Below are 23,287 nucleotides of genomic sequence, written 5' to 3'. Positions count from 1 at the left end.
TTTCATTCTCTGGCTTCTTTTCTAGAATCATTCAAGACACTTTTCACCTCCATAGTATTTATACAAACTTTAGTATTCTATCGTTTAAATGAAGAGTGAAAATCTCTACGATCTACTTCTATATCACTTTAAAGCCCAGTATCCCTAACTCCATTATCAAAAAAATGACTACCCACTTTCGTGTTCAGTCATTTTGGTATATGAATTCTTTTTATGCTTGTGGTTTGCGTAGGTAACCATAAACCACACCACTTACAATTGCTCCAATCAAAACAAAGACTAGGTAAAGAAGGGCATTTGAAGTAAGTGCGATGACGAAGATTCCTCCGTGTGGCGCCATGAGTTTGATACCTGCAAGACCAACGAGTCCGCCTGCCACCGCAGAACCAAGGATGAAGCTTGGAATAGCACGAGCTGGGTCGGCTGCACCAAACGGAATCGCTCCCTCAGTGATAAATGACAAGCCCATGATGATGTTTGTCAAACCAGAGTTGCGCTCTTCCTTAGTGAATTTATCTTTGAAAAGAAGAGTTGCGACAAAGATTGCAAGTGGTGGAACCATTCCTCCAGCCATAACTGCTGCCATAGCTACAGAACCACCTGAAGAAACAGTCGCTGCAAGCGTACCTGTACCAAAGACATAGGCTGCTTTATTAACTGGACCACCCATGTCGACAGCCATCATTCCACCAAGAACAATACCAAGAAGGACAGCTGAACCTCCTCCAAGACCGCCTAGGAAGTCATTCATAGCAGTGTTGATTGCTGCCATTGGAATGTTAACAGCCAGCATGACAAATCCTGTCAAGATTGTTCCAAGAAGTGGCAAGAGAAGGATTGATTTAGCACCTTCAAGTGAACGAGGAACTTTAACGTATTTCTTGATAGCAAGAACCAAGGCACCTGCGATAAATCCACCAACAAGGGCACCTAGGAAACCAGATGATACACCTGCAAGAGTTGAAGTTGCTTCACCACCTGCGGCATAAGGAATTTTACCAAAGGCAAAACCTTCTTTGGCAATAGCACCAGCAACGAAACCAGCTACCAAACCTGGTTTTTCAGCGATAGAATAGGCTACATAACCTGCAAAGACTGGGAGCATCAAGCCAAAGGCAGCGCCACCAATTTTCATGAACATAGAAGCTAGTTCATGGTAGGATCCGAGATTGCCAAGATTTTCATTTGGAACACCCAAAGCTCCGTCGATCAAGAAAGCAAGGGCAATCATGATACCACCACCGATAACGAATGGCAACATTTGTGATACACCACTCATCAAGTGTTTGTAGAAGGCACCACCAAGGCTTTGTTTTTCATTAGATGCTGTTGCAGCTTTTGCTCCATTAGCAGCACGATAAACTTCAGCATCTCCTGAAAGAGCCAAGTTGATCAATTCTTCTGTCTTACGGATACCGTCTGCAACTGGACGATTAACCAATGGTTTGCCGTCGAAACGATCCATCTCAACAGCCTTGTCTGCTGCGATGATAACTGCTTTAGCCTTACGGATGTCCTCTGATGTTAGTTGGTTCCCAACACCGCTGGCACCGTTGGTTTCTACCTTGATCCCAACACCCATTTCGGTGGCTACTTTTTGAAGGGCTTCTTGGGCCATGTAAGTGTGGGCAATGCCTGTCGTACAAGCTGTAACAGCTACGATAAAGTCGCCAGATTCATTGGCAGGTGCTTGAATAGGCTGCTCAGCTTTTTCTGAAGCTTGGTCAAAAAGTTCGATAACTTGATCTGCAGATGTTACTTGACGAAGTTTGTCAGCAAATCCGTCTTTCATCAAGTATTGAGACAATTCTGCCAAGGCTGCCAAGTGAGTGTCATTGGCACCTTCTGGAGCTGCAATCATGAAGAAGAGGTCTGTTGGTTGCCCATCCAAACTTTCATAGTCAACACCATTGTTTGACTTTGCAAAGAGAACCGTTGCTTCTTTGACAGCTGAGTTTTTGCTGTGAGGCATAGCAATTCCGTCACCCAAGCCAGTGGAAGTGAGAGCTTCACGCGCTAAGATTCCTTCTTTAAAGGTTTCAAAATCCGTCACATAACCATGATCTACTAAGCTATGAATCATCTCTTCGATAGCTGCTGTTTTTTCAGTCGCCTGCAAATCTAGCAACATGACATCTTTTCTCAATAGGTCTTGAATTTTCATCGTTTTTCTACCTCAACTTTTTCATATGTTTCTTTAATAAATTCTGCTGTTGCCAAGTCATCCGAGAAGGTGGTTGCTGTTCCACAAGCCACTCCCCATTTGAAGGCTTCTACCGCATCCTTGGATTTGACAAATTCACCTGTAAATCCAGCAACCATAGAGTCACCAGCTCCCACTGAATTTTTCACTGTTCCCTTGATTGGTTTAGCGAAGTAAGCTCCCTCAGATGTGACAAGAAGTGCACCGTCTCCAGCCATAGAGATGATAACGTTTTGAGCACCTTTAGCCAACAATTCTCGAGCATAGTTCTCGATTTCATCTAAACTTTCGAGTTTCACTCCAAAGATAGCTCCAAGCTCGTGATTGTTTGGTTTAACCAAAAGTGGCTGGTAGTCTAAACTATCAATCAAGGTCTGTCCTTCAAAGTCACAAACGACTTGCGCACCAGTCTGGCGTGTCAATGCAATCAAATCCTTATAGATAACATTGCCTAGATTCTTAGCACTTGAACCCGCAAACACGACCGTATCATCTGCAGTCAGACTAGATAAGATAGCTTTCAATTCTTCTAACTGAGCTGGTTCGACATTTGGACCCGTTCCGTTGATTTCTGTTTCTTGGTCTGCTTTAATTTTAACATTGATACGAGTATCTTCTGCTACTTGGACAAAACGCGTCTCGATTTTTTCCTCTGCAAGGGTATCTGTGATAAATTTACCAGTAAAGCCTCCAATAAATCCAGTCGCAGTATTAGGAATATCCAAGCGTTTCAAAACACGACTGACATTGATTCCTTTTCCACCAGCAAACTTATCATCACTGTCCATACGATTGACACTGCCGACTTGGACTTGGTCCAAGCGCACGATATAGTCAATGGATGGATTGAGTGTGACTGTATAAATCATACTTCTATTACCTCCGTTTTCTCCTTAATAGCCTGCAAGAGCTCGTGCCCTTGACTTGTGATGACAATAGCGCGTTTGAGTGGTGCTACCTTGGCAAAGCAAGTTTGACCAATCTTTGACGAATCCACCAAGACATAAGTCTGTTTGGCATTCTCCAAAATAGCACGTTTCACAGCTCCTTCCTCCATATCGGGAGTTGTATAATAACCATCGTCCACACCATTCATCCCGATAAAGGCACGGTCAAAGTGCAATTGATTGATTTGGTTAAGAGCCACTCCACCGATACATGCATCTGTTGCCATCTTGACACTTCCTCCAACCATGACAGTCGGAATCTGTTTTTCAACCAACTGAACCGCATGATGAATGGAGTTGGTCACAACTGTGATGTTCTTATTAATCAATTCCTTGATCAAAAAAGCAGTTGTCGTTCCAGCATCAATAAAGATAACATCTTGTTCCTTGATAAGAGAGGCTGCTTTCTGAGCCAGTAGCTTCTTCTCTTGAAGGTTTTTGACAGATTTTTCTTGGATGGTTTCTTCTTCCTGCAAGGAGTGGGGTAATTCTGCTCCACCATGCACACGGCGAAGCTTGTTTTCTGTCTCCAACTCATCCAAATCTCTTCGTACCGTTGATTCTGATGTTTCTAATAGACTAACCAATTTTTCTAGGGAAACTACATGATGTTGATTTAACTCCTCTAAAATCAGTTGCTTCCGCTCAGTTTTTAACACCAAATCACCTCCTGTTATCGTTTACACTATTCATTCTAGCACATTTTCTACCAAAGTCAAGCATTTTTTATCATTTTCTTTCAAAAACTATCATTTTTGCCAATTCTGGAATTTTTATTGCAAGATGAAGCGCTTTATGGTAGACTATTTTAGTAAGCATTGGAAGATTACTCAAGAGGCTTAAGAGGCCGTGTTGGAAACGCGGTAGGCGTGTAACAGCGTGCGTGGGTTCGAATCCCATGTCTTCCGTAGAAAAACCAAAACAATTTCTAGGATACGACATCTGTTGTATCTTTTTTTGTATTCTTTTTTTACAAAAGAATACAAAAGGCAAAAACAAAAAACGTTGATTTAACAACGTTTTACCAAGAAATGCAAAAGAATAATGGAGCCGGTGGGAGTCGAACCCACGTCCAAACACCTGCCAACATATTTGTCTACAACCATAGGTTATGTATTGTTTTAACAGTCCCTCGACACATAACTCAAGCCTAGGAACTGCGAGTCTATTAATCTCTTATCAAACCACTAGACAAGGCTTGATCGTATCTCGCTAATCATAAGACCTGTCATTGAACACGAGCAATCCAAATCAGGTCACGCCTGCTGGTTTTTAGGCAGCTAGAGCGTAAGAAGTGTTATTTTTTGCAGTTATATTTAACTGAGCGTTTACGTCGCCACACGGGTTGCAAAATATGCCTCATAATGCCTGTCGAATCCGTAACGACCCCAGGATATTAGAACTATTATAACCTATCTTCAAAAAAAATGCAAAATCAAGCCGTTTCTTTAGAAAAGAACCCCTTTTAAGGCTTCTGATAAGGCTTGATAACCGGCTACACTTAGATGGAGGCCATCCGTTGTATAGGCTGATTGAAGTTGCCCTTCTGAATCTGCCAAACTATCATAAATCGGCACAAAATCTACCTGCACATAGGCGGATGCTAGAGCATCATAGGCTTGATTCCATTCTCTAATCTTTTCATTGGTACGAATATATACTGTCTGCTTGTATTTCTCTCCCTCATTGACTGGCAAAATGGAAAGGAGCTTTATTTGTGACAGCGGATATTCTCTGGCAATCGATTGGATCACACCTTCAAGATTTTCCAAAGCTTCATTCATAGAAACATCTTTTCCGATATCATTTGTCCCAATTAAGAGAACAATTTGATCCACAGCACCACCATAAAGATGGGCATCAAGGTTCTCTAGCAAAAGTCCCGTCTGGTAACCTCGGATGCCACGATTGACAATCGTCTTGGTAGTCCCAAACAACTCTTGAAGAGGGTAATACTCCACTATCGAATCACCAATAAAGATGATATCTGGCTCTAGAACAGAAACTTGATTCAATTCACGATACTTGGTTTGAATTTTTTCCTGCTCCTTTAAGAGCCAATTCTCTAATAACTGTACTGCCACCTTATCCCTCTTTCTCTAACCAATTTTCTAGGACCTGATAAACGCCCCCCTGACTGTTCGCTGGAGCTAGGTCAGTTGCAACTGCCTTGGCCTCATCATCTGCATTTTCCATCGCATAGGCAATACCAGCCATCTCCAACATCTCGACATCATTTTCACTGTCACCAAAAGCCATGATCTGTTCCGATGTCAAATCCCAGCGCTTGAGTAATTCTTCCAATCCCCAAGCCTTGTGAACACCAGCTTGTAGGATATCGATACAACCATAACCACTGGAAACAGCTCTTACATGCCCATCAAAGAGATCATTGATTTCCTGCAAAACAGAACTCGATCGTTCTTCACCAACGACCATGCTCATTTTAAGCACTCCACCAAAGAGGTCAGCTTGTAACTCTTCCACAAAATTCATTCGTTGATAGAGTCTTTCAATCATCTCTGGAGTCATAAATTTATCAAGGTCTGTAAAAACAGTGCCTTTCTTGACAAAACTCCCATTCATACTAGTGACGACGAACTGATCTCGACACTCCCTCCCTTTAAAATGAACTAAAGCCTTGTCAACCATAGCATCATCCCAGGTCTGAGCTTGAATCAGTTTATTGTTTTCAAAAATACGCGCCCCATTGGCAACTACTAGGATCACTCGTTCAGCCAAGTGTCCCAATAGTTCTCTCATACGATGAACTTCATTCCCCGTCGCAATGACAAAACGGATGCCCCGCTGATCCAGCTGATCTAAAATCTTTTCCAAGCGTGGAAGATCCAGCTGCCCCCTCGGATCCAGCAAAGTTCCATCCATATCCGTCGCAATAATCTTAATCGTCATTTTACTTCCTCTGGATTCAAGCTAGTCCCACTTCAACCCTACATGTTCATTCATTTCTTTATAGGCTGTATCAATTCGTTCCTTGGTCGCCTCATCCAACTTGTCACGGTGACTGCCCCCCTCAATGAAGTCCTCTAGGATATAGGTTTGATAGAGGAAGAGCGGATAACCCTCTGGAGAGTAAGTCCCTTTGGGTGTTCGATTGACCCAAGTCGGATGTGCTTTGGCAGTTTCAATCCTTGTCTTGCCATCTTTTTTCTTAATGGTCACATCCATGAGGACACCGCGCTCCGTCCACTTGGCATTTTCCTCGTCTTGCATGGTTTCAATGCGCTGGTTTGAGAGGAAATTTCCCATGGAATAGATAATCAGTTTTTTGTCACCATCTTTTTCAACCGTTTCAGCAGGTTCAACGACGTGAGGATGCCCTCCAAAGATAATATCAGCTCCCCAGTCAATCATCTTGTGGTACAGTGTCTTTTGTTCTTCCGTTGGTTCTAGCTGGTACTCAATTCCCATCTGAGGCATGATGACAGTAATATCCGCTTCCTTCTCTGCACGCTCAATTTCCGCCTTCATCTTATCTTCGTTTAAGTCAGAAAGATAGCGATTATAGTCCTCTTGGGAAATGGATTGTTCAATACCGTTAAAGCCATAGGAATAGGCTAAGAGAGCTACCTTGATACCATTGACCTCCTTGATAACTAGTGGAGCTTGGTCACGGGATTCGTGTGTGTAGACTCCGATGGGTGTCATTCCAGCCTTTTCAATAGCTTGAGCTGTTGAAACTACTCCCTCAATTTGAGAATCCAAGATGTGATTATGAGCCAAGTCTAGAACTTGATAACCTGCATCCTTTATCGCATCCATAACTTCCCCTGGTGCATTAAAGAGAGGATAACCTGCCAAGTAGTGATCTTTGTTCACTGTTCCTTCAAAATCACCAATCACCAAATCCGCTTGTTTGAGCCAAGGTTTTACATACTCAAAATTTTCATGGAAATCATAGGTCCCATCTTCTTTAAGAGCTGTTCGGTAGATAGGGATATGATAAAGAAGGTCACCATTTGCCATGATACGGGCTGTCGTTTCACCAGACTGATTTTCTTTGGACTGACTAGACGTCGTAGTCTGACTGTTAGAACTCGTTCCCTTGCTGCCTTGTACTGCTCGAACTAATAAGTTTCCCCCCATGGATAAGGCAACTGTAAGCAATAACACAATAATAAACTGGGCATTGGTCCAGGATTTATAATTCCGAAAGAAATCAACACTAGTTCTCCACACCCCATAAAGAGAGTCCTGAGACCGTCTATCTTGTCGCTTTTCCATCTTTATCCCCCCTTGCTTTTACTGCAAGTCCTTTCTTTTATTATACCACAGACAAAAGGGGAATACCGTTTATTATATTATTTTTTAGAAACTTCTGTGACTTTCTTTCTCGCCTATTTTGTGTTATCATGTAGAGGTAATGAAAGGAGAGAAAATGTCTGCTATAGAACGTATTACAAAAACTGCTCATTTAATTGATATGAACGATATTATCCGCGAGGGGAACCCAACTCTACGCGCGGTTGCTGAGGAGGTCACTTTCCCACTGTCTGACCAGGAAATCATCCTTGGTGAAAAAATGATGCAATTCCTCAAACATTCTCAGGATCCCGTTATGGCTGAGAAAATGGGGCTTCGAGGTGGGGTTGGATTGGCTGCTCCTCAGTTGGATATCTCAAAACGCATTATCGCTGTTTTAGTGCCAAATATTGTGGAAGAAGGTAAAACTCCACAAGAAGCCTACGATTTGCAAGCTGTTATGTACAATCCAAAAATCGTATCCCACTCTGTTCAGGACGCTGCTCTTGGCGAAGGAGAAGGTTGCCTATCTGTTGACCGTAACGTGCCAGGCTATGTTGTCCGCCATGCCCGTGTCACTGTTGATTACTTTGACAAAGACGGCGAAAAACACCGTATCAAACTCAAAGGCTACAACTCTATCGTTGTTCAGCATGAAATTGATCATCTAAACGGAATCATGTTTTACGATCGTATCAATGAAAAAGATCCATTTGCCGTTAAAGAAGGACTCCTCATCCTTGAATAAAGAAAATCCCGTTGCAAGACGGGGTTTTGTGTTATAATAGAGGCATGAAAACAAATGATATTGTCTATGGCGTCCACGCCGTTACAGAAGCCCTCCTTGCAAACACTGGAAATAAACTTTACCTCCAAGAAGATCTCAGAGGCAAGAATGTTGAGAAAGTCAAGGAACTGTCTGCTGAGAAAAAAGTCTCCATCTCTTGGACTTCAAAAAAATCCCTCTCTGAAATGACCGAAGGCGCTGTCCACCAAGGTTTTGTTCTACGAGTGTCCGAATTTGCCTATAGCGAGCTGGATCACATCCTTGCCAAAACACGACAAGAAGAAAATCCACTTCTATTGATTCTGGATGGTCTAACTGACCCTCACAACTTAGGTTCTATCTTAAGGACTGCTGATGCGACCAATGTTTCAGGTGTCATCATTCCCAAGCACCGCGCTGTCGGAGTGACTCCTGTCGTTGCCAAAACGGCCACAGGTGCTATTGAACATGTACCGATTGCCCGAGTGACCAACCTCAGTCAAACCCTTGATAAACTCAAAGATGAAGGTTTCTGGACCTTTGGAACGGATATGAACGGCACTCCTTGCCACAAGTGGAATACAAAAGGGAAAATCGCCCTCATCATCGGAAATGAAGGAAAGGGCATCTCTAGCAACATCAAAAAACAGGTTGATGAAATGATTACCATTCCGATGAATGGGCATGTTCAAAGCCTCAATGCCAGTGTTGCTGCAGCCATTCTCATGTACGAAGTTTTCCGAAACCGACTATAAAAAAGTTTCCAATCATTTGATTGGAAACTTTTTTATGATTATACTCAATGAAAATCAAAGAGCAAACTAGGAAGCTAGCTGTAGACAGTACTTGAGTACGGCAAGGCGAAGCTGACGTGGTTTGAATTTGATTTTCGAAGTGTATTAACTATGTTCTGTAATAAATTTGTAAGCTTCTTGACCTGCGATTGCCCCATCACCAACTGCTGTTGTCACTTGGCGAAGGTCTTTCTGGCGAACATCCCCAACCGCAAAGATACCATCAACGGCAGTCTTCATGTGGTTATCTGTCACAATCCAGCCTGCCTGGTCTTGGATATTCAAATCGTTGACAAAATCACTAACAGGATCCAAACCAACATAGATAAAGACACCACCGAAGGCTTGCTCTGTCACTTGACCCGTTTTCACATTTTCAAATACAACAGATTCTACTCGGTTTTCACCTTTGATTTCCTTGACTACAGAGTCCCAGATAAAGTTGACTTTCTCATTAGCAAAGGCACGGTCTTGCAAGACCTTTTGAGCACGAAGTTCATCTCGACGGTGAACTATAGTAACAGTCTTGGCAAAGCGAGTCAAGAAGAGGGCTTCTTCTACCGCTGAATCTCCACCACCAACTACCAACAAATCTTGATCACGGAAGAAAGCTCCATCACAGACTGCGCAGTAAGAAACACCACGACTATTCAGTTCTTCTTCTCCGGGAACTCCCAAGAGACGGTGTTTTGACCCAGTTGCCACGATGACAGTACGGGTTTCGTAAACTTGATCATCAGTGATTACCTTCTTATAGTCACCTTGGTCTTCAATATTTTCAACATAGCCATAAAGGTGCTCTACTCCAAGGTTTTCAAGTGGTTCAAACATCTTTTCAGCCAATTCAGGTCCACTAATGTTGGCATAACCTGGATAGTTTTCAATATCAGATGTGTTATTCATTTGCCCGCCTGGCAGACCACCTTCAATCAAAGCAACTTTCAGATTGCTTCGAGCAGCATATAAGGCAGCGGTCATTCCCGCAGGTCCAGCACCGATAATAATCGTATCGTACATTTCGATTCCTTCTTTCTTGTTGTAACTATCTTTATTCTAACTGTTTGAAGTTTATTTAGCAAGCATTATGCTCTGAAAACTAAAATGAGACTCATGACGGCAAAGGATAATACTGGGATCACCAAAACCCCAATCATGATCATATCATAGAGATGAGCTTGACGGGCCTTGGCTGTCTTGTCCACGCCAGACATGGCTCGCAATCCAATCCAAATCCCTAAAGAAATCACGACGAGAATGGTCGTTAAGATCAAACTCTCGAAATATAAAGAAAATAGTTGCAGCAGCATGATCTCTCTCGTTTCTATCTTTTTTAAAGAGTAAACTCAGCTAGTCCACCTAACTGAGTTTTCCTTTTACTATTATATCAAATATAAGTCCGTTTGTAACTAGCGAAGAATTCTTTTGTTCGTTCTTCTTTCGGATGATTGATGATTTCATCCGGTGTGCCAGACTCGATGATTTTCCCTTTATCTAGGAACAAAATCTTATCTGCCACTTGGGCTACAAAAGACATATCGTGACTAACCAAGATCATGGTCTGACCAGACTTAGCAGCGTCTGCAATAGACTTCTCTACTTCGCCGACCAGTTCTGGGTCAAGGGCTGAAGTGGGTTCGTCCAAGAGCAAGACATCTGGCTTCATAGCGAGAGCACGCGCTAGAGCAACCCGTTGCTTTTGTCCACCTGATAAGTGGCGAGGATAATGCTGTTCACGGTCAGAAAGACCAACCTTGGCCAACTCTTCCTTGGCTATTTTTGTTGCTTCCTCATCTGATAATTTCTTAACAACAACCAAGCCTTCCTTGACATTGTCAAGGGCTGTTCGGCGTTCAAACAAATTGAACTGTTGAAAAACCATGGATAGCTTGCGACGAAGGGTCAAAATCTCTTCTTGGCTAATCTGAGAAAAATCAACTTTGAAATTGTCAATCTGAATCGTTCCACTATCTGGAGTTTCAAGGTAGTTCAAACTACGAAGAAAAGTTGATTTTCCTGCTCCAGATGAACCAATCAAGGCAACCACTTCCCCCTTTTGGATATCCAGGTTTAGGTGATCCAAGACAGTCTGACCTGAAAAGGATTTACTTAAATTCGAAATCTTAATCATTAACGAAGGTCTCCTTTCACATCTGTAGACACTGTGTCTGGGGCTGAAATAGCCATTTTCTTTTCAATGAAACGACCGAGGCTTTCAATTCCGATATTGACTACCCAGTAAACAAGAGCTACGGAGATGAATCTCTCAAAGTAACGATAATCCGCTCCGCCCAAAATCTGAGCTTGCGCAAAAACTTCGACAACCCCCGCGCTAAAGGCTAGAGAAGTTCCCTTGGTCAAACCGATAAGGGAATTGATCAAGGTTGGAGTAGCTACCACCGCTGCATTAGGAATAATCACACGACGATAAACTTGCGCTCGAGTCATACCAAGACTACGCGCCGCCTCAATTTCACCTGGATTAACAGAAAGGATGGCTGCACGAATCGTTTCACTTGCATAAGCCGCCTCATTAAAAGCAAAGGCCACAATCGCAAAAAGCGCTGCAGGAATCGCATTGATATTGAAACCAGTTCCCCATTGCTGGTTGATAGCTTTCAGTGCCAAAGGAATTCCGTAGTAGGTCAACATAAGTTGAACTAGGATTGGGGTACCTTTTAAGAAGCTGACAAAAAAGGCCTGCAAGGGATATAGAATCTTAACACGATTGATCTTAACAATGGCAAAAATCAAAGCAAGTAGCAAACCAAAGAGCGCACCTCCAAGCGTCAACATCAAGGTTGTAGGCAGTTGCTGGACAATCCTTGGAATTCCATCAAAGACCGAACGCAAACTAAAGAGCTTACCATCCGGAATGAGTTGCATCAAACTTTGGTACCAATCTGATGCTAAAAATGTTGTAACAGTCATAAAAACATCCTCTCCTGATAATGATTCATTCTACCATACTTCTGCTCGCAAGCAAATTATTTGCTACGGGCTGATCAGACTTTGTCTACCTTCTAGTTTATCACACTTTAAAACAGGGAGGCTATATATTTTACCTATCAAGGAGATAAATAAAAACTATCTCAAACCTAAGTCCTCATAGTTTTTTCTATAGCCGATTTGTTTAACAGTACCATTCTCCACCAAAATTGGACGTTTCAATAACATGCCATCACTCGCTAGAAGTTTAGCTGCTTCTTGTTTTGACAAACTTCCCACCTTATCTTTCAAGCCCAGTTCACGGTATTTGATCCCGCTGGTATTGAAAAATTGTTTCACTTCAAAACCGGAAGTTTCCAACCAGTTCAAAATCACGTCTTCACTTGGTGTTTCTTCTACGATGTGGACAGCTTTGTAGTCCAGTCCAAGTTGATCCAATTCATTTTTTGCTTTCTTACAAGTTGAACATTTTGGGTATTCGATAAATTCTAACATCTTCTTTTCTTTCTATTTTTTATTTTCTTGAAATGCTGCACCTTCATGTTGCAAGAGCCAGGCTTTCTTTTCGACTCCAGATGCATAGCCTGTCAAGCGATTGCCTGACCCCAGCACCCGATGACAGGGAACAAGTATGGACCAAGGATTGCGCCCCACTGCTCCTCCAATCGCTTGAGCAGAAGCCACTTGCAGGTCTTGAGCTATTTGTCCGTAAGTTACTGTTTGACCATAAGGAATGGCCTGTAAGTAATCCCAAACCCGCTTTTCAAAATCTGTTCCAATGGGAGCTAAAGGTAAGTCAGATAGATCCTGAACACTGCCTTCGAAATAGGTATCTAAATAGGAAATAACTTGCTCTAATACAGGATGGCTAGCAACTTCTTCTATCGTTTCATCTCCTAATCCCCTCTCAAAATGAGTTTGGTCCTGTACCCAAATTCCATACAAATATTGCTCGTCAGCAACTAAGGATAAAGTTCCAATTGGCGACGGGTAGAGCATCTTTGCGTACTTTTTCTGCTTCATTTTTTTAATTTCTGATAGGCCAAACGTTCCCCATCAACTGGAACCTTACCAACCTGTTGGAAGCCTAGCTTTTCAAAGATATGCTGCATGGCCTTGTTTTCTGCATGCGTATCTGAGCGAAAATCTAGATAATCAAAACCTTCAATCAAGCCTTCTAGGAAAGTCTGAGCAACACCTTGTCCTTGGACATCTGCTGCCACAGCGATACGGTGAAAGACCAGATATTCTGATTCTTCCCCCTGCCAACTTCCTTCATAAATGGCTTCATAGGCTTCCTCTGGACTCTTGGTTACAGCAGCATAAGCTAGCAGTTCTCCTTCTTCCAAGGCCACATAGGCTTGGCCTGAGATGATATCATCAATAATGATATCTGCATTTGGATAGCCATTTTGCCACTGGTCGCTACCAGATTTGGCTAAGCACTTTTTAGCATCCTCCATCACCTGCATAATCGCATCCACTTCGTTTGGAAAAGCTAAACGAATCACCATCTTTTCCCCTCATTTCTAACTATTTTCTCTCATCATAGCATAATTTAAAGCTTTCTACAAGCAGTTGAAACTTGACTTTTGTTTTTTATTATTTTATAATCTAGTTATTAAAACTAGATAAAAAGGAGTTGGAAATGAATTCTAACTTTTCCTACCCAAAATGGGAAGACATTCCAAACATTGACCTCTATCTGGATCAGGTTTTACTTTATGTCAATCAGGTCTGTGCCCCTATCTCTCCAGATAAGGACAAGGGACTAACAGCATCTATGGTCAATAACTATGTCAAACATGGTTACCTGACAAAGCCAGACAAGAAAAAATACCAACGCAAACAGATCGCCCGTTTGATTGCCATCACCACTCTCAAGTCTGTCTTTTCGATCCAAGAAATCGCTCAGACCCTTAATACTCTGCAAACTCAAGCGAGCTCAGACCAGCTCTACGATGCTTTTGTAGACTACATGAACCATGGGATTGATCCAGAAAATCCTATTATCCAAACTAGCTGTCAAACGGTTAAACTCTATCATCAAACTCTAGACTTAATCCTTAACAAAGAAGAGGAGGTATCCCAATGAATACTAGCCTAAAACTCAGTAAAAAACTCAGTTTTGGAGAAGAAATTGCCAACAGCGTGACCCATGCTGTCGGTGCCGTCATCATGCTCATCCTACTCCCTATTTCATCCACCTATAGTTATGAAGCACACGGATTTTTATCATCTTTTGGTGTCTCTATCTTTGTTATCAGTCTGTTTCTTATGTTTCTCTCGTCAACCATTTACCACTCTATGGCCTATGGTTCAACCCACAAATACGTCTTGCGAATCATCGACCATTCTATGATTTATGTGGCTATCGCAGGCTCTTACACGCCGGTCGTCTTGACCTTGATGAATAACTGGTTTGGCTATCTCATTATTGCCATTCAGTGGGGAACGACCATCTTTGGCATCCTCTATAAAATCTTTGCTAAAAAGGTCAATGAGAAATTCAGCCTTGCTCTTTATTTGATCATGGGCTGGTTGGTTCTGGCTATCATTCCTGCCATTATCAGTCAAACCACACCAATTTTCTGGAGTCTCATGGTAACTGGCGGACTCTGTTATACAGTTGGAGCTGGATTTTACGCTAAGAAAAAACCTTATTTCCACATGATTTGGCATCTCTTTATCCTAGCAGCATCTGCACTCCAATATATCGCGATTGTTTATTACATGTAAAAAAGTTGAGAATCTTTTCTCAACTTTTTTCTTTACACATATTGATAAAATACTGGTGCAAGCGAGCATCATCTGTCAATTCTGGATGGAAAGAGGTTACCAGCATATTCTGTTCTTGAGCTGCAACGATTTGATCATCAACTGTTGCTAGAATTTCTACACCCTCTCCAACACTGCTGATAATAGGACCACGGATAAAAGTCATGGGAATCTGACCGACTCCCTTACATTCTGCCTCTGTATAGAAGCTTCCTAGTTGGCGTCCATAAGCATTACGCTCTACTACTATATCCATAGTCGCTAGATGACTTTCTTCCTGAGAAGTAATTTTCTTAGCCAGCAAGATTAAGCCCGCACAAGTTCCAAAGACTGGTAAGCCATTGAGAATAGCTTCTCTTAGAGGAAGCAGCATGTCCTGGTCTCGCAAGAGCTTGCCCATGGTTGTAGACTCACCGCCAGGCAAAATCAAACCAGACAAGTCACTCTGATGTTGTTGAAAATCATCTAAATTTCTGATTTCGACACTAGTGACTCCTAATTTATCTAGCACTTTTGCATGTTCTGCAAAGGCTCCTTGCAAGGCCAATATTCCGATTTTCATCTATTTTCCTCGCTCTGCCATAAGAATTTGGATTTCATTCTCATTGATACCAACCATGGCTTCCCCTAGATCTTCAGAGATTTGAGCCAAAATTTGAGGATTTTGGTAGTTGGTCACCGCTTTGACAATGGCACTTGCTCGTTTAACAGGATCTCCTGACTTGAAAATACCTGAACCGACAAAGACGCCCTCTGCCCCCAATTGCATCATCAGAGCAGCATCTGCAGGTGTTGCCACACCTCCGGCTGCAAAGTTGACAACTGGCAATCTTCCATGTTCATGGACGTATTGAACCAATTCTACAGGGACTTGCAAGTCCTTGGCAGCCACATAAAGTTCATCTTCGCGTAGATTTTGAATACGGCGAATTTCTTGATTCATCATGCGCATATGACGAACGGCTTGAACGATATCTCCTGTACCGGGTTCTCCTTTTGTACGAATCATGGAAGCTCCCTCAGCGATACGACGCAAGGCTTCACCCAAGTCCTTAGCTCCACAGACAAAAGGAACTTGGAATTCTTTCTTGTCCACATGGAAACGGTCATCAGCTGGAGACAACACTTCACTCTCATCGATATAGTCAATCTCAATAGCCTCTAAAATCTGAGCTTCAACAAAATGTCCGATTCTAACCTTTGCCATCACTGGAATACTGACCGCTTCTTGGATTTCCTTAATCATCTTTGGGTCGCTCATACGGGAAACTCCACCAGCCGCACGAATATCAGCTGGAATCCGCTCCAAGGCCATAACAGCAGCTGCACCAGCAGCCTCTGCAATACGAGCCTGTTTAGGGTTCTGAACATCCATGATAACCCCACCTTTGAGCATCTGCGCCAAATTTTTATTTAATTCATAACGATTTTCAGTCATTTCTTTTTCCTCATCATTTGTATTGGTAGCTACCATTTCATTTTAAGCTAGATTAGAATGAAGTACAAGATAGAAAAACAATATTTGTCTGGGTACAGATTGACAAAAAACTACCTGACCTTCAGTTGAGGCCAGATAGTTCATCCATTTCTATTTTTCAGCTGTAAGTGCAGCCATTGTGATATAGTTGTATGGTTTGTTAAAGTGTGGCAAGAAGAATAGGTCTGTCAATGCCAACTTGTCAATTGTCACATGCTCTTGGATAGCAAGTGAGAACATATGGATTCCCATACCGATTGATGAGTCATGAGATACCATTTGCGCACCTAGAATTTCGCGGCTGTCTTTGTCAAAGACAATCTTGATGGCAACTTCGTGGTTGTCATGTTTGATAAATTCTGGTTTTTGAAGATCGTTAAAGCCTGTTTCAGTTGCGTTGTAACCAGCAGCTTTAGCTTTTTCAAGAGTCAAACCAGTCGAAACCATGTGAAGACCGTAGATAGAGATACCGTTTGATCCTTGTACACCGATTCCTTCCAATTCATGTCCACAAGCGTTATAAGCACCAACAATACCAGTACGTACAGCATTAGATGCAAGCGCGATGTAGCTAGTGTCTTTACGAGCGTTGTCATAAACAGTCGCACAGTCACCTACTGCATAAACACCTGGGATTGAAGTTTCTTGTTTCTTGTCTACAAGGAAGGCACCGTTGCGGAAGAGTTCAATCTTACCATCAGCAAGAGCTGTGTTAGGACGGAAACCAACTGCAAGAACAACCATGTCCACATCAAATGTTTCTTTGTCTGTTACCAAGCGTTCAACTTTTCCATCACCTTGGATGGCTTTAACTGTTTGACCAAGAGCCAAGCGGATGTTGTGGTCTTCCAAGTTTTTCGCCATCATTTGAGTGAAGTCTTTGTCATAGTAGCCGTTCAAAACAGTGTCTACGATGTCAACAAGCACCACTTCTTTTCCAAGACGCTCGAAAGCTTCGGCAAGTTCTACACCAATGTAACCACCACCAACAACGGCAATGCGCTCAAGGTGTTTGCTCTTGTCTTCAAGTTTTTCAATAACTTCCTCAGCGTTTTGGTACAATTTAACAAATTGTACATTTTCAAGAGTTGCTTTGAATTCGCGGTTGCCCTTAACAATTTCAACACCTTCGATTGGAGGCAAGATTGGAGTTGAACCAGTAGCAAAGATCAATTTATCATAAGACTCTTTGTGTTCTTTACCTTCAACTTCTGCTGTCACAACTTTGTTATCGTAGTCAATTGAAAGAACTGGTGAGTTCATGTACACTTTAGCACCTTTTGCTTCCAATTTTTCTTTATCAGAGTAGAAGAGACCTTCTGGGCCATCAATTTGTTCCCCGATCCAAAGCGCCATTCCACAACCAAGGAATGAAATATTTGAGTTTTGGTCAAATACAACGATTTCATTTTCATGTCCAAAGTTGTCCAACATAGTGTTGATACATGCTGTACCAGCGTGGTTAGCACCAACTACAACGATTTTACTCATAGAATAATTCCACCTTTAAAATTTAATTTACCCTTCTAGTATATCATTTGCTGTTAGCGTTTACAAGGTATTTGCTTGGAATTCTCTTTTTTTCAGAAAAAATTATTCTTTGCTATATTATTTGTTTCATTTCCTTCCAATTTTTAAGCATATTTCTTGACTTTTGTTAAAATTTATTTGTGAAAACGCTGACTTTATGGTATGCTAGATACATGGAAAGAAAATGTAAGGGGTTAAATTTTCTATTAATCTAACTTATCTTGAATGATTTCCTACAAGAAGAAAGGAGTTGGTAGCTTGCCTCTTCGTTCACGTTCTGAACGGCTAATGGGAACAACTATCACGATTTCATTAGTAGATGAGCAGGCAGAAACCCTGCTTCAAGGTGCTTTTGACTTGCTCAAGGAGCTCGAATACCGCTTCAACGCCAACAGTCAAGAATCCGAACTGATGGAAATCAACTACCAGGCTGGAATCGCACCTGTTAAGGTTCATCCTGACCTATTTGAACTGATTGCTCTTGGACTGGAGCATAGCCTAGCTCCCTCTAGCCATCTAAATATCAGTATCGGTCCCTTGATTCAAACCTGGCGAATCGGATTTGCAGATGCACGGCTTCCAGAGTTAAACGAAATCGAAGCTGTCTTGCCTCTAGTTAACCCGCATTTTATCAAGTTAGATCCGACTAGCTCTACTGTCTTTTTAGATAAGAAAGGAATGAAGCTTGATTTAGGTTGTTTAGCCAAGGGCTATAGTGCAGATAAGGTTGCTCAGTATTTGAAAGAGCACGGTGTCACCTCTGCCTTGATCAATCTCGGAGGAAATATCCTCACCATCGGGAATAACCAAACCAAAGAAGGGAAAGCCTGGCAAATCGGTATTCAAGATCCGCGAAATCCTCGTGGCAATCATCTCCTAACCATTCCTGCTTCTAATAAATCCGTTGTCACTTCAGGTATCTATGAACGCCACCTGACAGTAGATGGAAAAGACTATCACCATATCTTTGATAGTGAGACAGGCTTTCCTGTCGAAACCGATCTTGCTAGCCTAACGATTGTCTCTGATAAATCCGTTGATGGTGAGATATGGACAACACGCCTTTTCGGAGAACGAAGCGCTTCTATCCTCTGGCAAGTCGAAAGTATAGATGGGATTGAAGCCATCATCATCGACAAAGAGGGGCACCTTGCTTGTTCTTCAGGCCTTCAAAATTGTATTATGTAAAAAGAGAAAGGAAATCTCATGCTAAAACTTATTGCCATTGTTGGAACGAACTCTAAACGTTCTACAAACCGCCAATTGCTCCAATACATGCAAAAACACTTTGCTGATAAAGCTGAAATTGAACTCGTTGAAATCAAGGATATCCCTGTTTTCAACAAACCAGCAGATAAACTTCTTCCCGCTGAAATTCTTGAGATTGCAGCCAAAATCGAAGCATCTGATGGTGTGATTATCGGTACTCCTGAGTACGACCACTCTATCCCTGCAGTTTTGATGAGCGCTCTTGCTTGGCTATCTTACGGTATTTACCCACTTTTGAACAAACCAATCATGATTACTGGTGCTTCTTACGGTACACTTGGTTCATCTCGTGCCCAATTGCAACTTCGTCAAATCTTGAATGCTCCTGAAATTAAGGCAAATGTTCTACCAGATGAATTCTTGCTCTCACACTCTCTTCAAGCATTTAACCCAAGTGGCGACTTGGTTGACCTTGACGTCATCAAGAAATTGGATGCCATCTTTGATGACTTCCGTATCTTTGTGAAAATTACTGAAAAATTGCGCAATGCACAAGAATTGCTTCGCAAAGACGCTGAAGAATTTGACTGGGAAAATTTGTAAGATAGGAGACCGAAAGAATGAAATTTGTTGGACTTGTTGGATCAAACTACGATCAATCATATAACCGCAAACTCTTGGAATTTATTCGTCGCAATTTCAAATTCAAATTTGAATTAGAAGTCCTTGAAATCGACGAAGTTCCAATGTTTAACCAAGACGAAAAATGGGACGAAAGTTTCCAATTGCGTTTCTTGTATAACAAGATTACACGTGCTGATGGTGTCATTATCGCTACTCCTGAGCACAACCACACTATCTCAGCTTCTCTCAAATCTGTACTCGAATGGCTTTCATACGAAGTTCATCCATTTGAAAACAAGCCTGTTATGATTGTGGGTGCATCATACTATGACCAAGGAACATCACGTGCCCAAGTTCACCTTCGTAAAATCCTTGACGCTCCAGGTGTTAATGCCTACACGCTTCCAGGGAATGAATTCCTTCTTGGTAAAGCTAAGGAAGCTTTTGATAACAACGGAAATATCACCAACGAAGGAACTGTTAAATTCCTTGAGACTTGCTTAGATAACTTTGTAAAATACGTAGGAGTCGTTTCGAAATTGAAAAAACCAAAACCAATCGAACCAGAAGACTTGGATTGTGGAAAACCAATCGCTACAACCATCACAGAAGTTGATCCTGACGATCCAGAATGGGTAGAAAAAGTTGCTGCAATCACTGGCGCTGTTTCTGGTGATACCTATGTCAAATTGGACCACGGTATCTTGACAGTTAACCAAATTGATATGTTCTTGAAAGCTATGCCATTTGAATTGACATATGCTGACGACAACAACCAATTCCTCTACTACAACAACGCTCACCAAGATCCAGACACCATGTTTGCCAAACGTGTGCCACCTCAATCAGGTAGCCGTATGTCGACTGTTCATGGTTCTCTTCCACCAGCACGTATGAAGAACGTAGAGTGGGTTATCGGAACACTTCGCAACGGAAACCAAGAATACGTCCGTACTATCGTTCCAGGTTCTCCTGCAGGTGTCATCAACACCCACAACTACCAAGCGATGTACTATCCTGACGGATCATACGCTGGTATCAATGAAATCGTGTTTAACTTCCAACCATGGCTTGACTGGTACCTAAAAGAAACTGGTCAACGTTTGGTAGGTGGTAGCGGACCATTTGCTCCTGCTGCTGGAGGTCATGGAGACGCCGATGCTACTTCTGGCGCTTCTGATTCAGGGGATGCTGGAGGCCACGGTGGTGACGCTGACGCTACTTCTGGCGCAAGCAACTAAGAAACCAAAAAGGAGCCACTTGGCTCCTTCTTTTTTATTGCAAAAGAAAAGGGGAATGTAAATCATCTACAACCCCTTTCATTTTATGAGTTTGGATCATCAAGACTACGGCCGTGCAAACCTTTTTCACGTTGTACCTGACGTAGTTTTTCTGGTGTGACGTCATTTCCTTCCTCATCCACAATTTTAATTCCTTCAATGTGGTGACGAACAGAACGACGATAGCCTTCGATGTACTCCTCACGAAGTTTAGCTTGTTCCACTTTTTCAGCAGAAGTTAAGCCTTCTGTTTTTTTCTTTTTGGCAAGCTCGTTGATACGAGCGATTTTTTTCGGATCCATTTCTTCTCCTTTGTGATAAGGTTTAATCCGTTTAACAGATTTTATTTTTTATTTGGTATTAATTTGATTGAAACGTGCAAGTTTAGCTGCTTTTTGAGTTAAATGAGACAAGATAGCCAAACGATTTTGACGGACATCCTGATCTTCAGCCATTACCATAGTATTTTCAAAGAAAGCATCAATAACTGGGCTAAGCGCAAAGAGTTGTTCTAATTGCTGACTTGCAGTCCCTGACAAAACGAGTGATTCTACTGCTTCTGCCAAGGCTTTCTCTTCTTCATTCTCAAAGAGAGCTGGATCAACAGTATCAGTCCCTTCGGCTTTTTCAGCCAAGTTAAAGGCACGTGAAAGGGATTCAACAGATGGTTTGAAGTCTTCTTTCTTGCTTGCTTCTACAAGAGCACTTGCTGCTTCCAACATATCCGCCACGACAAAGTTCAAACTTGCAAGGACTGCTTCCTTAATGTCTTTTGGAATTGAACCCATCATCTTATCGACACGAGCCTTGATAAAGTCCATGACCTCCGCTTTATTTTCATAAGTTAAGCTGTCGAATTTCAAAGCATAAAGGCTGTCAATCAGCTCATCCATAGCAATGTGCCAACCAAAAGCATCCAAGATACGAACTACACCTTGAGTTGCACGACGAAGGGCATAAGGGTCATTAGAACCTGAAGGAATCAAGCCTACTGAGAAGAAACTCAAAATCGTATCCAATTTGTCTGCAATGGCTAGAACTGCTCCAACCTTGCTCTCTGGAAGTTTGCCTTCGGCTGATGTAGGCATGTAGTGTTCACGAATAGCAGCTGCCACCGCTGGAGTTTCTCCAGCAAGAAGGGCATATTTTTCACCCATAATACCTTGGAGTTCGTCAAATTCACCAACCATACCTGTCAACAAGTCAAACTTGTAAATGGCTGCTGCACGAGCTAGGTCAATCGTTTCATCCACTGATAAACCAGCTTTTTCCGCCAAAAGGACGGCAATCTGACCTGTACGAATCATGTGTTCACGAAGGGAACCAATCTTTTCGTGGAAGGTCACCTGGTTCAATTTTTCAACAAGATCTGCAATGACCAATTTTTGGTCTTCACGCCAGAAGAATTCACCATCTTCCAAACGGGCAACTAATACTTTTTCATTTCCTTTGATAACATTTTCCAAATGCTCTGCATTTCCATTACGGACTGAAATGAAGTTTGGTAAGAGTTTACCGTCTTGATTACGAACAACAAAGTAACGTTGGTGTTCCTTCATCGAAGTCACCAAAACTTCTTCTGGAACTTCAAGGTATTTAGCATCAAAACTTCCCATAAAGGCAGTTGGGTATTCAACCAAGTTCAAGACTTCGTTCAGCAAGTCGACATCAATTTCGATACGTACGCCATGTTCAGCTTCGATTGCCTTGATTTGGTCAACAATCATTTGCTCACGTTCACGAGGATCTGCGATTACAAACTGGCTACGAAGGTCTTCTTCATAGCTCAATGCTGACTGAATCTTGGTTTCTTGTCCCAAGAAACGATGACCGCGACTCACACGACCGCCCTTGATATCAAGGAAATCCAAATCGAACTCTTCTTCATCTAAAAGAACAGTCAAAGTGTGAACAGGACGGATATATTCAAAAGTATTGTTAGCCCAGTGCATGCTGACAGGGAAAGTCAGTGACTTCAATACGTCTACTACACCTGGAACAATGGCTTCAACTGGTTGGCCTATTTCTTCCTTGGTAACATAGACATATTCTTCACCCTTGATTTCACGGAATTCAATATCTTCAACTGTCAAGCCTTTCCCACGGACAAATCCTTGAGCTGCTTTGGTGAAGTTTCCATCACCATCCAAGGCAATTTTCTTTGCTGGCCCCTTGAAATCTTCTGTCAAATCAGACTGTTTGTCTGCAAGACCAGTCACACGAACAGCTAAACGACGTGGGGTTGAGAAGGTTTGAATGGCTTCAAAGGAAAGACGATTTTCTTTTAGGAAAGCTGCCATTTTTTCACCTAGTTGTTTTTCACTTGGAGTTACTACATAGGCTGGTAACTCTTCAAGACCGAGTTCTACTAATAAGTTTTTTGTCATGTTTTTTCTCCGAAAAGTATCTTTTTATTTTCCAGTTTGCCTTATGTGATTGGCACGCAAGCAACCAACTTCGTTGTTTCATT

The 23,287-nt window shown here is 42.1% G+C and carries 25 protein-coding genes, 1 tRNA gene and 1 other RNA gene; 8 read left to right on the top strand and 19 right to left on the bottom strand.

The genetic code is table 11. The annotated features are described in order from the left end of the window. Positions 1-211: 211 nt before the first annotated feature. The 3 genes from D8803_RS05210 to D8803_RS05200 are packed head-to-tail and all read right to left on the bottom strand — an operon-like array spanning position 212 to position 3,809. On the bottom strand, positions 212-2,164 hold the full coding sequence (locus tag D8803_RS05210; protein WP_131200462.1) for a fructose-specific PTS transporter subunit EIIC: 1,953 nt from the start codon (positions 2,162-2,164) through the stop codon (positions 212-214). Beyond that, complete coding sequence (gene pfkB, locus D8803_RS05205; RefSeq protein WP_129325788.1) at positions 2,161-3,072, bottom strand: 1-phosphofructokinase; 912 nt, start codon at positions 3,070-3,072, stop codon at positions 2,161-2,163. The genes D8803_RS05210 and pfkB overlap by 4 nt, the downstream gene beginning before the upstream one ends. Further along, complete coding sequence (locus tag D8803_RS05200) at positions 3,069-3,809, bottom strand: DeoR/GlpR family DNA-binding transcription regulator (RefSeq protein WP_131200461.1); 741 nt, start codon at positions 3,807-3,809, stop codon at positions 3,069-3,071. Before D8803_RS05200 ends, pfkB begins: the two co-directional genes overlap by 4 nt. 161 nt (positions 3,810-3,970) lie before the next feature. Between D8803_RS05200 and D8803_RS05195 the strand changes: the two genes are divergently transcribed. After that, a tRNA-Ser gene (locus tag D8803_RS05195) sits at positions 3,971-4,058 on the top strand. A 134-nt stretch (positions 4,059-4,192) separates the two neighbouring features. Here the strand turns inward: D8803_RS05195 and ssrA are convergent. The 4 genes from ssrA to D8803_RS05175 all read right to left on the bottom strand — a co-directional run bounded on the left by ssrA (position 4,193) and on the right by D8803_RS05175 (position 7,395). After that, positions 4,193-4,540, bottom strand: a transfer-messenger RNA (tmRNA) gene (gene ssrA, locus D8803_RS05190). A 58-nt stretch (positions 4,541-4,598) separates the two neighbouring features. Next, entirely contained in the window at positions 4,599-5,234 is a 636-nt protein-coding gene (locus D8803_RS05185) for an SGNH/GDSL hydrolase family protein (RefSeq protein WP_131200460.1), read from the bottom strand. Between the two features lies 1 nt (position 5,235). After that, positions 5,236-6,063, bottom strand: a complete 828-nt coding sequence (locus D8803_RS05180) for a Cof-type HAD-IIB family hydrolase (protein WP_131200459.1) — start codon at positions 6,061-6,063, stop codon at positions 5,236-5,238. Positions 6,064-6,084: 21 nt separating this feature from the next. After that, a complete protein-coding gene (locus D8803_RS05175; RefSeq protein ID WP_131200458.1) occupies positions 6,085-7,395 on the bottom strand; it encodes a CapA family protein in 1,311 nt (436 codons plus the stop codon). Positions 7,396-7,549: 154 nt separating this feature from the next. Between D8803_RS05175 and def the strand changes: the two genes are divergently transcribed. Both def and rlmB read left to right on the top strand, forming a co-directional pair. Next, positions 7,550-8,161 carry a peptide deformylase gene (def, locus tag D8803_RS05170; protein WP_131200457.1) on the top strand — a complete coding sequence of 204 codons (612 nt, stop codon included), beginning with the start codon at positions 7,550-7,552 and terminating at the stop codon, positions 8,159-8,161. A 44-nt stretch (positions 8,162-8,205) separates the two neighbouring features. Further along, the gene (gene rlmB / locus D8803_RS05165) at positions 8,206-8,934 is read left to right on the top strand and encodes a 23S rRNA (guanosine(2251)-2'-O)-methyltransferase RlmB (protein WP_125425226.1); all 729 of its coding nucleotides are present in this window, start codon (positions 8,206-8,208) and stop codon (positions 8,932-8,934) included. A 144-nt stretch (positions 8,935-9,078) separates the two neighbouring features. Here rlmB and trxB read toward each other — a convergent pair whose 3' ends face one another. The 7 genes from trxB to D8803_RS05130 form a co-directional block, all read right to left on the bottom strand. Beyond that, entirely contained in the window at positions 9,079-9,990 is a 912-nt protein-coding gene (gene trxB, locus D8803_RS05160; protein WP_131200456.1) for a thioredoxin-disulfide reductase, read from the bottom strand. Between the two features lie 65 nt (positions 9,991-10,055). Further along, positions 10,056-10,280: a DUF4059 family protein gene (locus D8803_RS05155; protein WP_000926604.1), complete on the bottom strand. Its 225-nt coding sequence runs from the start codon at positions 10,278-10,280 to the stop codon at positions 10,056-10,058. Between the two features lie 77 nt (positions 10,281-10,357). Continuing rightward, the gene (locus tag D8803_RS05150) at positions 10,358-11,101 is read right to left on the bottom strand and encodes an amino acid ABC transporter ATP-binding protein (RefSeq protein WP_131200455.1); all 744 of its coding nucleotides are present in this window, start codon (positions 11,099-11,101) and stop codon (positions 10,358-10,360) included. Then, the gene (locus D8803_RS05145; protein ID WP_131200454.1) at positions 11,101-11,901 is read right to left on the bottom strand and encodes an amino acid ABC transporter permease; all 801 of its coding nucleotides are present in this window, start codon (positions 11,899-11,901) and stop codon (positions 11,101-11,103) included. Before D8803_RS05145 ends, D8803_RS05150 begins: the two co-directional genes overlap by 1 nt. A 156-nt stretch (positions 11,902-12,057) precedes the next feature. After that, positions 12,058-12,414 carry an arsenate reductase family protein gene (locus D8803_RS05140; RefSeq protein ID WP_131200453.1) on the bottom strand — a complete coding sequence of 119 codons (357 nt, stop codon included), beginning with the start codon at positions 12,412-12,414 and terminating at the stop codon, positions 12,058-12,060. Positions 12,415-12,426: 12 nt separating this feature from the next. Beyond that, positions 12,427-12,942 (bottom strand): methylated-DNA--[protein]-cysteine S-methyltransferase, encoded by a 516-nt coding sequence (locus D8803_RS05135; protein ID WP_084851636.1) that lies wholly within the window; start codon positions 12,940-12,942, stop codon positions 12,427-12,429. Next, positions 12,939-13,433 carry a GNAT family N-acetyltransferase gene (locus D8803_RS05130; protein WP_131200452.1) on the bottom strand — a complete coding sequence of 165 codons (495 nt, stop codon included), beginning with the start codon at positions 13,431-13,433 and terminating at the stop codon, positions 12,939-12,941. The genes D8803_RS05135 and D8803_RS05130 overlap by 4 nt, the downstream gene beginning before the upstream one ends. A gap of 134 nt (positions 13,434-13,567) precedes the next feature. Between D8803_RS05130 and D8803_RS05125 the strand changes: the two genes are divergently transcribed. Together D8803_RS05125 and trhA are read left to right on the top strand one after the other, a co-directional pair. Continuing rightward, positions 13,568-14,014 carry a DUF1836 domain-containing protein gene (locus D8803_RS05125; protein WP_131200451.1) on the top strand — a complete coding sequence of 149 codons (447 nt, stop codon included), beginning with the start codon at positions 13,568-13,570 and terminating at the stop codon, positions 14,012-14,014. Beyond that, entirely contained in the window at positions 14,011-14,658 is a 648-nt protein-coding gene (gene trhA / locus D8803_RS05120) for a PAQR family membrane homeostasis protein TrhA (protein ID WP_001097972.1), read from the top strand. Before D8803_RS05125 ends, trhA begins: the two co-directional genes overlap by 4 nt. Before the next feature lie 19 nt (positions 14,659-14,677). Here trhA and pdxT read toward each other — a convergent pair whose 3' ends face one another. From pdxT to nox, 3 genes are all read right to left on the bottom strand, one after another. Next, a complete protein-coding gene (gene pdxT / locus D8803_RS05115) occupies positions 14,678-15,259 on the bottom strand; it encodes a pyridoxal 5'-phosphate synthase glutaminase subunit PdxT (protein ID WP_061416487.1) in 582 nt (193 codons plus the stop codon). Beyond that, entirely contained in the window at positions 15,260-16,135 is an 876-nt protein-coding gene (pdxS, locus tag D8803_RS05110) for a pyridoxal 5'-phosphate synthase lyase subunit PdxS (RefSeq protein WP_061416485.1), read from the bottom strand. A 150-nt stretch (positions 16,136-16,285) separates the two neighbouring features. Continuing rightward, a complete protein-coding gene (gene nox / locus D8803_RS05105) occupies positions 16,286-17,665 on the bottom strand; it encodes a H2O-forming NADH oxidase (protein ID WP_000036763.1) in 1,380 nt (459 codons plus the stop codon). A gap of 297 nt (positions 17,666-17,962) precedes the next feature. On the opposite strand from nox, the gene D8803_RS05100 reads away from it, so the two are divergent. Genes D8803_RS05100 through D8803_RS05090 form a run of 3 tightly spaced genes read left to right on the top strand, consistent with a single transcriptional unit; the run spans position 17,963 to position 20,778 of the window. Continuing rightward, on the top strand, positions 17,963-18,892 hold the full coding sequence (locus D8803_RS05100; protein WP_061417767.1) for an FAD:protein FMN transferase: 930 nt from the start codon (positions 17,963-17,965) through the stop codon (positions 18,890-18,892). 18 nt (positions 18,893-18,910) lie between these two features. Beyond that, on the top strand, positions 18,911-19,516 hold the full coding sequence (locus D8803_RS05095) for an NADPH-dependent FMN reductase (RefSeq protein WP_000915929.1): 606 nt from the start codon (positions 18,911-18,913) through the stop codon (positions 19,514-19,516). Between the two features lie 17 nt (positions 19,517-19,533). Continuing rightward, positions 19,534-20,778: an NAD(P)H-dependent oxidoreductase gene (locus D8803_RS05090; RefSeq protein ID WP_000673672.1), complete on the top strand. Its 1,245-nt coding sequence runs from the start codon at positions 19,534-19,536 to the stop codon at positions 20,776-20,778. Positions 20,779-20,861: 83 nt separating this feature from the next. On the opposite strand, the gene D8803_RS05085 is transcribed toward D8803_RS05090, so the two are convergent. Next, positions 20,862-21,119 carry a DUF896 family protein gene (locus D8803_RS05085; RefSeq protein WP_000371291.1) on the bottom strand — a complete coding sequence of 86 codons (258 nt, stop codon included), beginning with the start codon at positions 21,117-21,119 and terminating at the stop codon, positions 20,862-20,864. Positions 21,120-21,167: 48 nt separating this feature from the next. After that, complete coding sequence (gene glyS, locus D8803_RS05080) at positions 21,168-23,204, bottom strand: glycine--tRNA ligase subunit beta (RefSeq protein ID WP_061416483.1); 2,037 nt, start codon at positions 23,202-23,204, stop codon at positions 21,168-21,170. Positions 23,205-23,287 lie beyond the last annotated feature (83 nt).

Source organism: Streptococcus oralis (genome assembly GCF_003943385.1).
Lineage (GTDB): Bacteria > Bacillota > Bacilli > Lactobacillales > Streptococcaceae > Streptococcus > Streptococcus oralis_CA.
Note: the sequence above shows the minus strand (reverse complement) of the source record. Positions and strands in the feature narration are given on the sequence as shown.

Excerpts from the sequence above, each read along its gene's own strand:
- D8803_RS05210 (WP_131200462.1), bottom strand. The coding sequence starts at position 2,164 with ATGAAAATTCAAGACCTATTGAGAAAAGATGTCATGTTGCTAGATTTG.
- pfkB (WP_129325788.1), bottom strand. The coding sequence starts at position 3,072 with ATGATTTATACAGTCACACTCAATCCATCCATTGACTATATCGTGCGC.
- D8803_RS05180 (WP_131200459.1), bottom strand. The coding sequence starts at position 6,063 with ATGACGATTAAGATTATTGCGACGGATATGGATGGAACTTTGCTGGAT.
- D8803_RS05175 (WP_131200458.1), bottom strand. The coding sequence starts at position 7,395 with ATGGAAAAGCGACAAGATAGACGGTCTCAGGACTCTCTTTATGGGGTG.
- def (WP_131200457.1), top strand. The coding sequence starts at position 7,550 with ATGTCTGCTATAGAACGTATTACAAAAACTGCTCATTTAATTGATATG.
- rlmB (WP_125425226.1), top strand. The coding sequence starts at position 8,206 with ATGAAAACAAATGATATTGTCTATGGCGTCCACGCCGTTACAGAAGCC.
- trxB (WP_131200456.1), bottom strand. The coding sequence starts at position 9,990 with ATGTACGATACGATTATTATCGGTGCTGGACCTGCGGGAATGACCGCT.
- D8803_RS05155 (WP_000926604.1), bottom strand. The coding sequence starts at position 10,280 with ATGCTGCTGCAACTATTTTCTTTATATTTCGAGAGTTTGATCTTAACG.
- D8803_RS05150 (WP_131200455.1), bottom strand. The coding sequence starts at position 11,101 with ATGATTAAGATTTCGAATTTAAGTAAATCCTTTTCAGGTCAGACTGTC.
- D8803_RS05145 (WP_131200454.1), bottom strand. The coding sequence starts at position 11,901 with ATGACTGTTACAACATTTTTAGCATCAGATTGGTACCAAAGTTTGATG.
- D8803_RS05140 (WP_131200453.1), bottom strand. The coding sequence starts at position 12,414 with ATGTTAGAATTTATCGAATACCCAAAATGTTCAACTTGTAAGAAAGCA.
- D8803_RS05135 (WP_084851636.1), bottom strand. The coding sequence starts at position 12,942 with ATGAAGCAGAAAAAGTACGCAAAGATGCTCTACCCGTCGCCAATTGGA.
- D8803_RS05130 (WP_131200452.1), bottom strand. The coding sequence starts at position 13,433 with ATGGTGATTCGTTTAGCTTTTCCAAACGAAGTGGATGCGATTATGCAG.
- D8803_RS05125 (WP_131200451.1), top strand. The coding sequence starts at position 13,568 with ATGAATTCTAACTTTTCCTACCCAAAATGGGAAGACATTCCAAACATT.
- trhA (WP_001097972.1), top strand. The coding sequence starts at position 14,011 with ATGAATACTAGCCTAAAACTCAGTAAAAAACTCAGTTTTGGAGAAGAA.
- pdxT (WP_061416487.1), bottom strand. The coding sequence starts at position 15,259 with ATGAAAATCGGAATATTGGCCTTGCAAGGAGCCTTTGCAGAACATGCA.
- pdxS (WP_061416485.1), bottom strand. The coding sequence starts at position 16,135 with ATGACTGAAAATCGTTATGAATTAAATAAAAATTTGGCGCAGATGCTC.
- nox (WP_000036763.1), bottom strand. The coding sequence starts at position 17,665 with ATGAGTAAAATCGTTGTAGTTGGTGCTAACCACGCTGGTACAGCATGT.
- D8803_RS05095 (WP_000915929.1), top strand. The coding sequence starts at position 18,911 with ATGCTAAAACTTATTGCCATTGTTGGAACGAACTCTAAACGTTCTACA.
- D8803_RS05090 (WP_000673672.1), top strand. The coding sequence starts at position 19,534 with ATGAAATTTGTTGGACTTGTTGGATCAAACTACGATCAATCATATAAC.
- D8803_RS05085 (WP_000371291.1), bottom strand. The coding sequence starts at position 21,119 with ATGGATCCGAAAAAAATCGCTCGTATCAACGAGCTTGCCAAAAAGAAA.
- glyS (WP_061416483.1), bottom strand. The coding sequence starts at position 23,204 with ATGACAAAAAACTTATTAGTAGAACTCGGTCTTGAAGAGTTACCAGCC.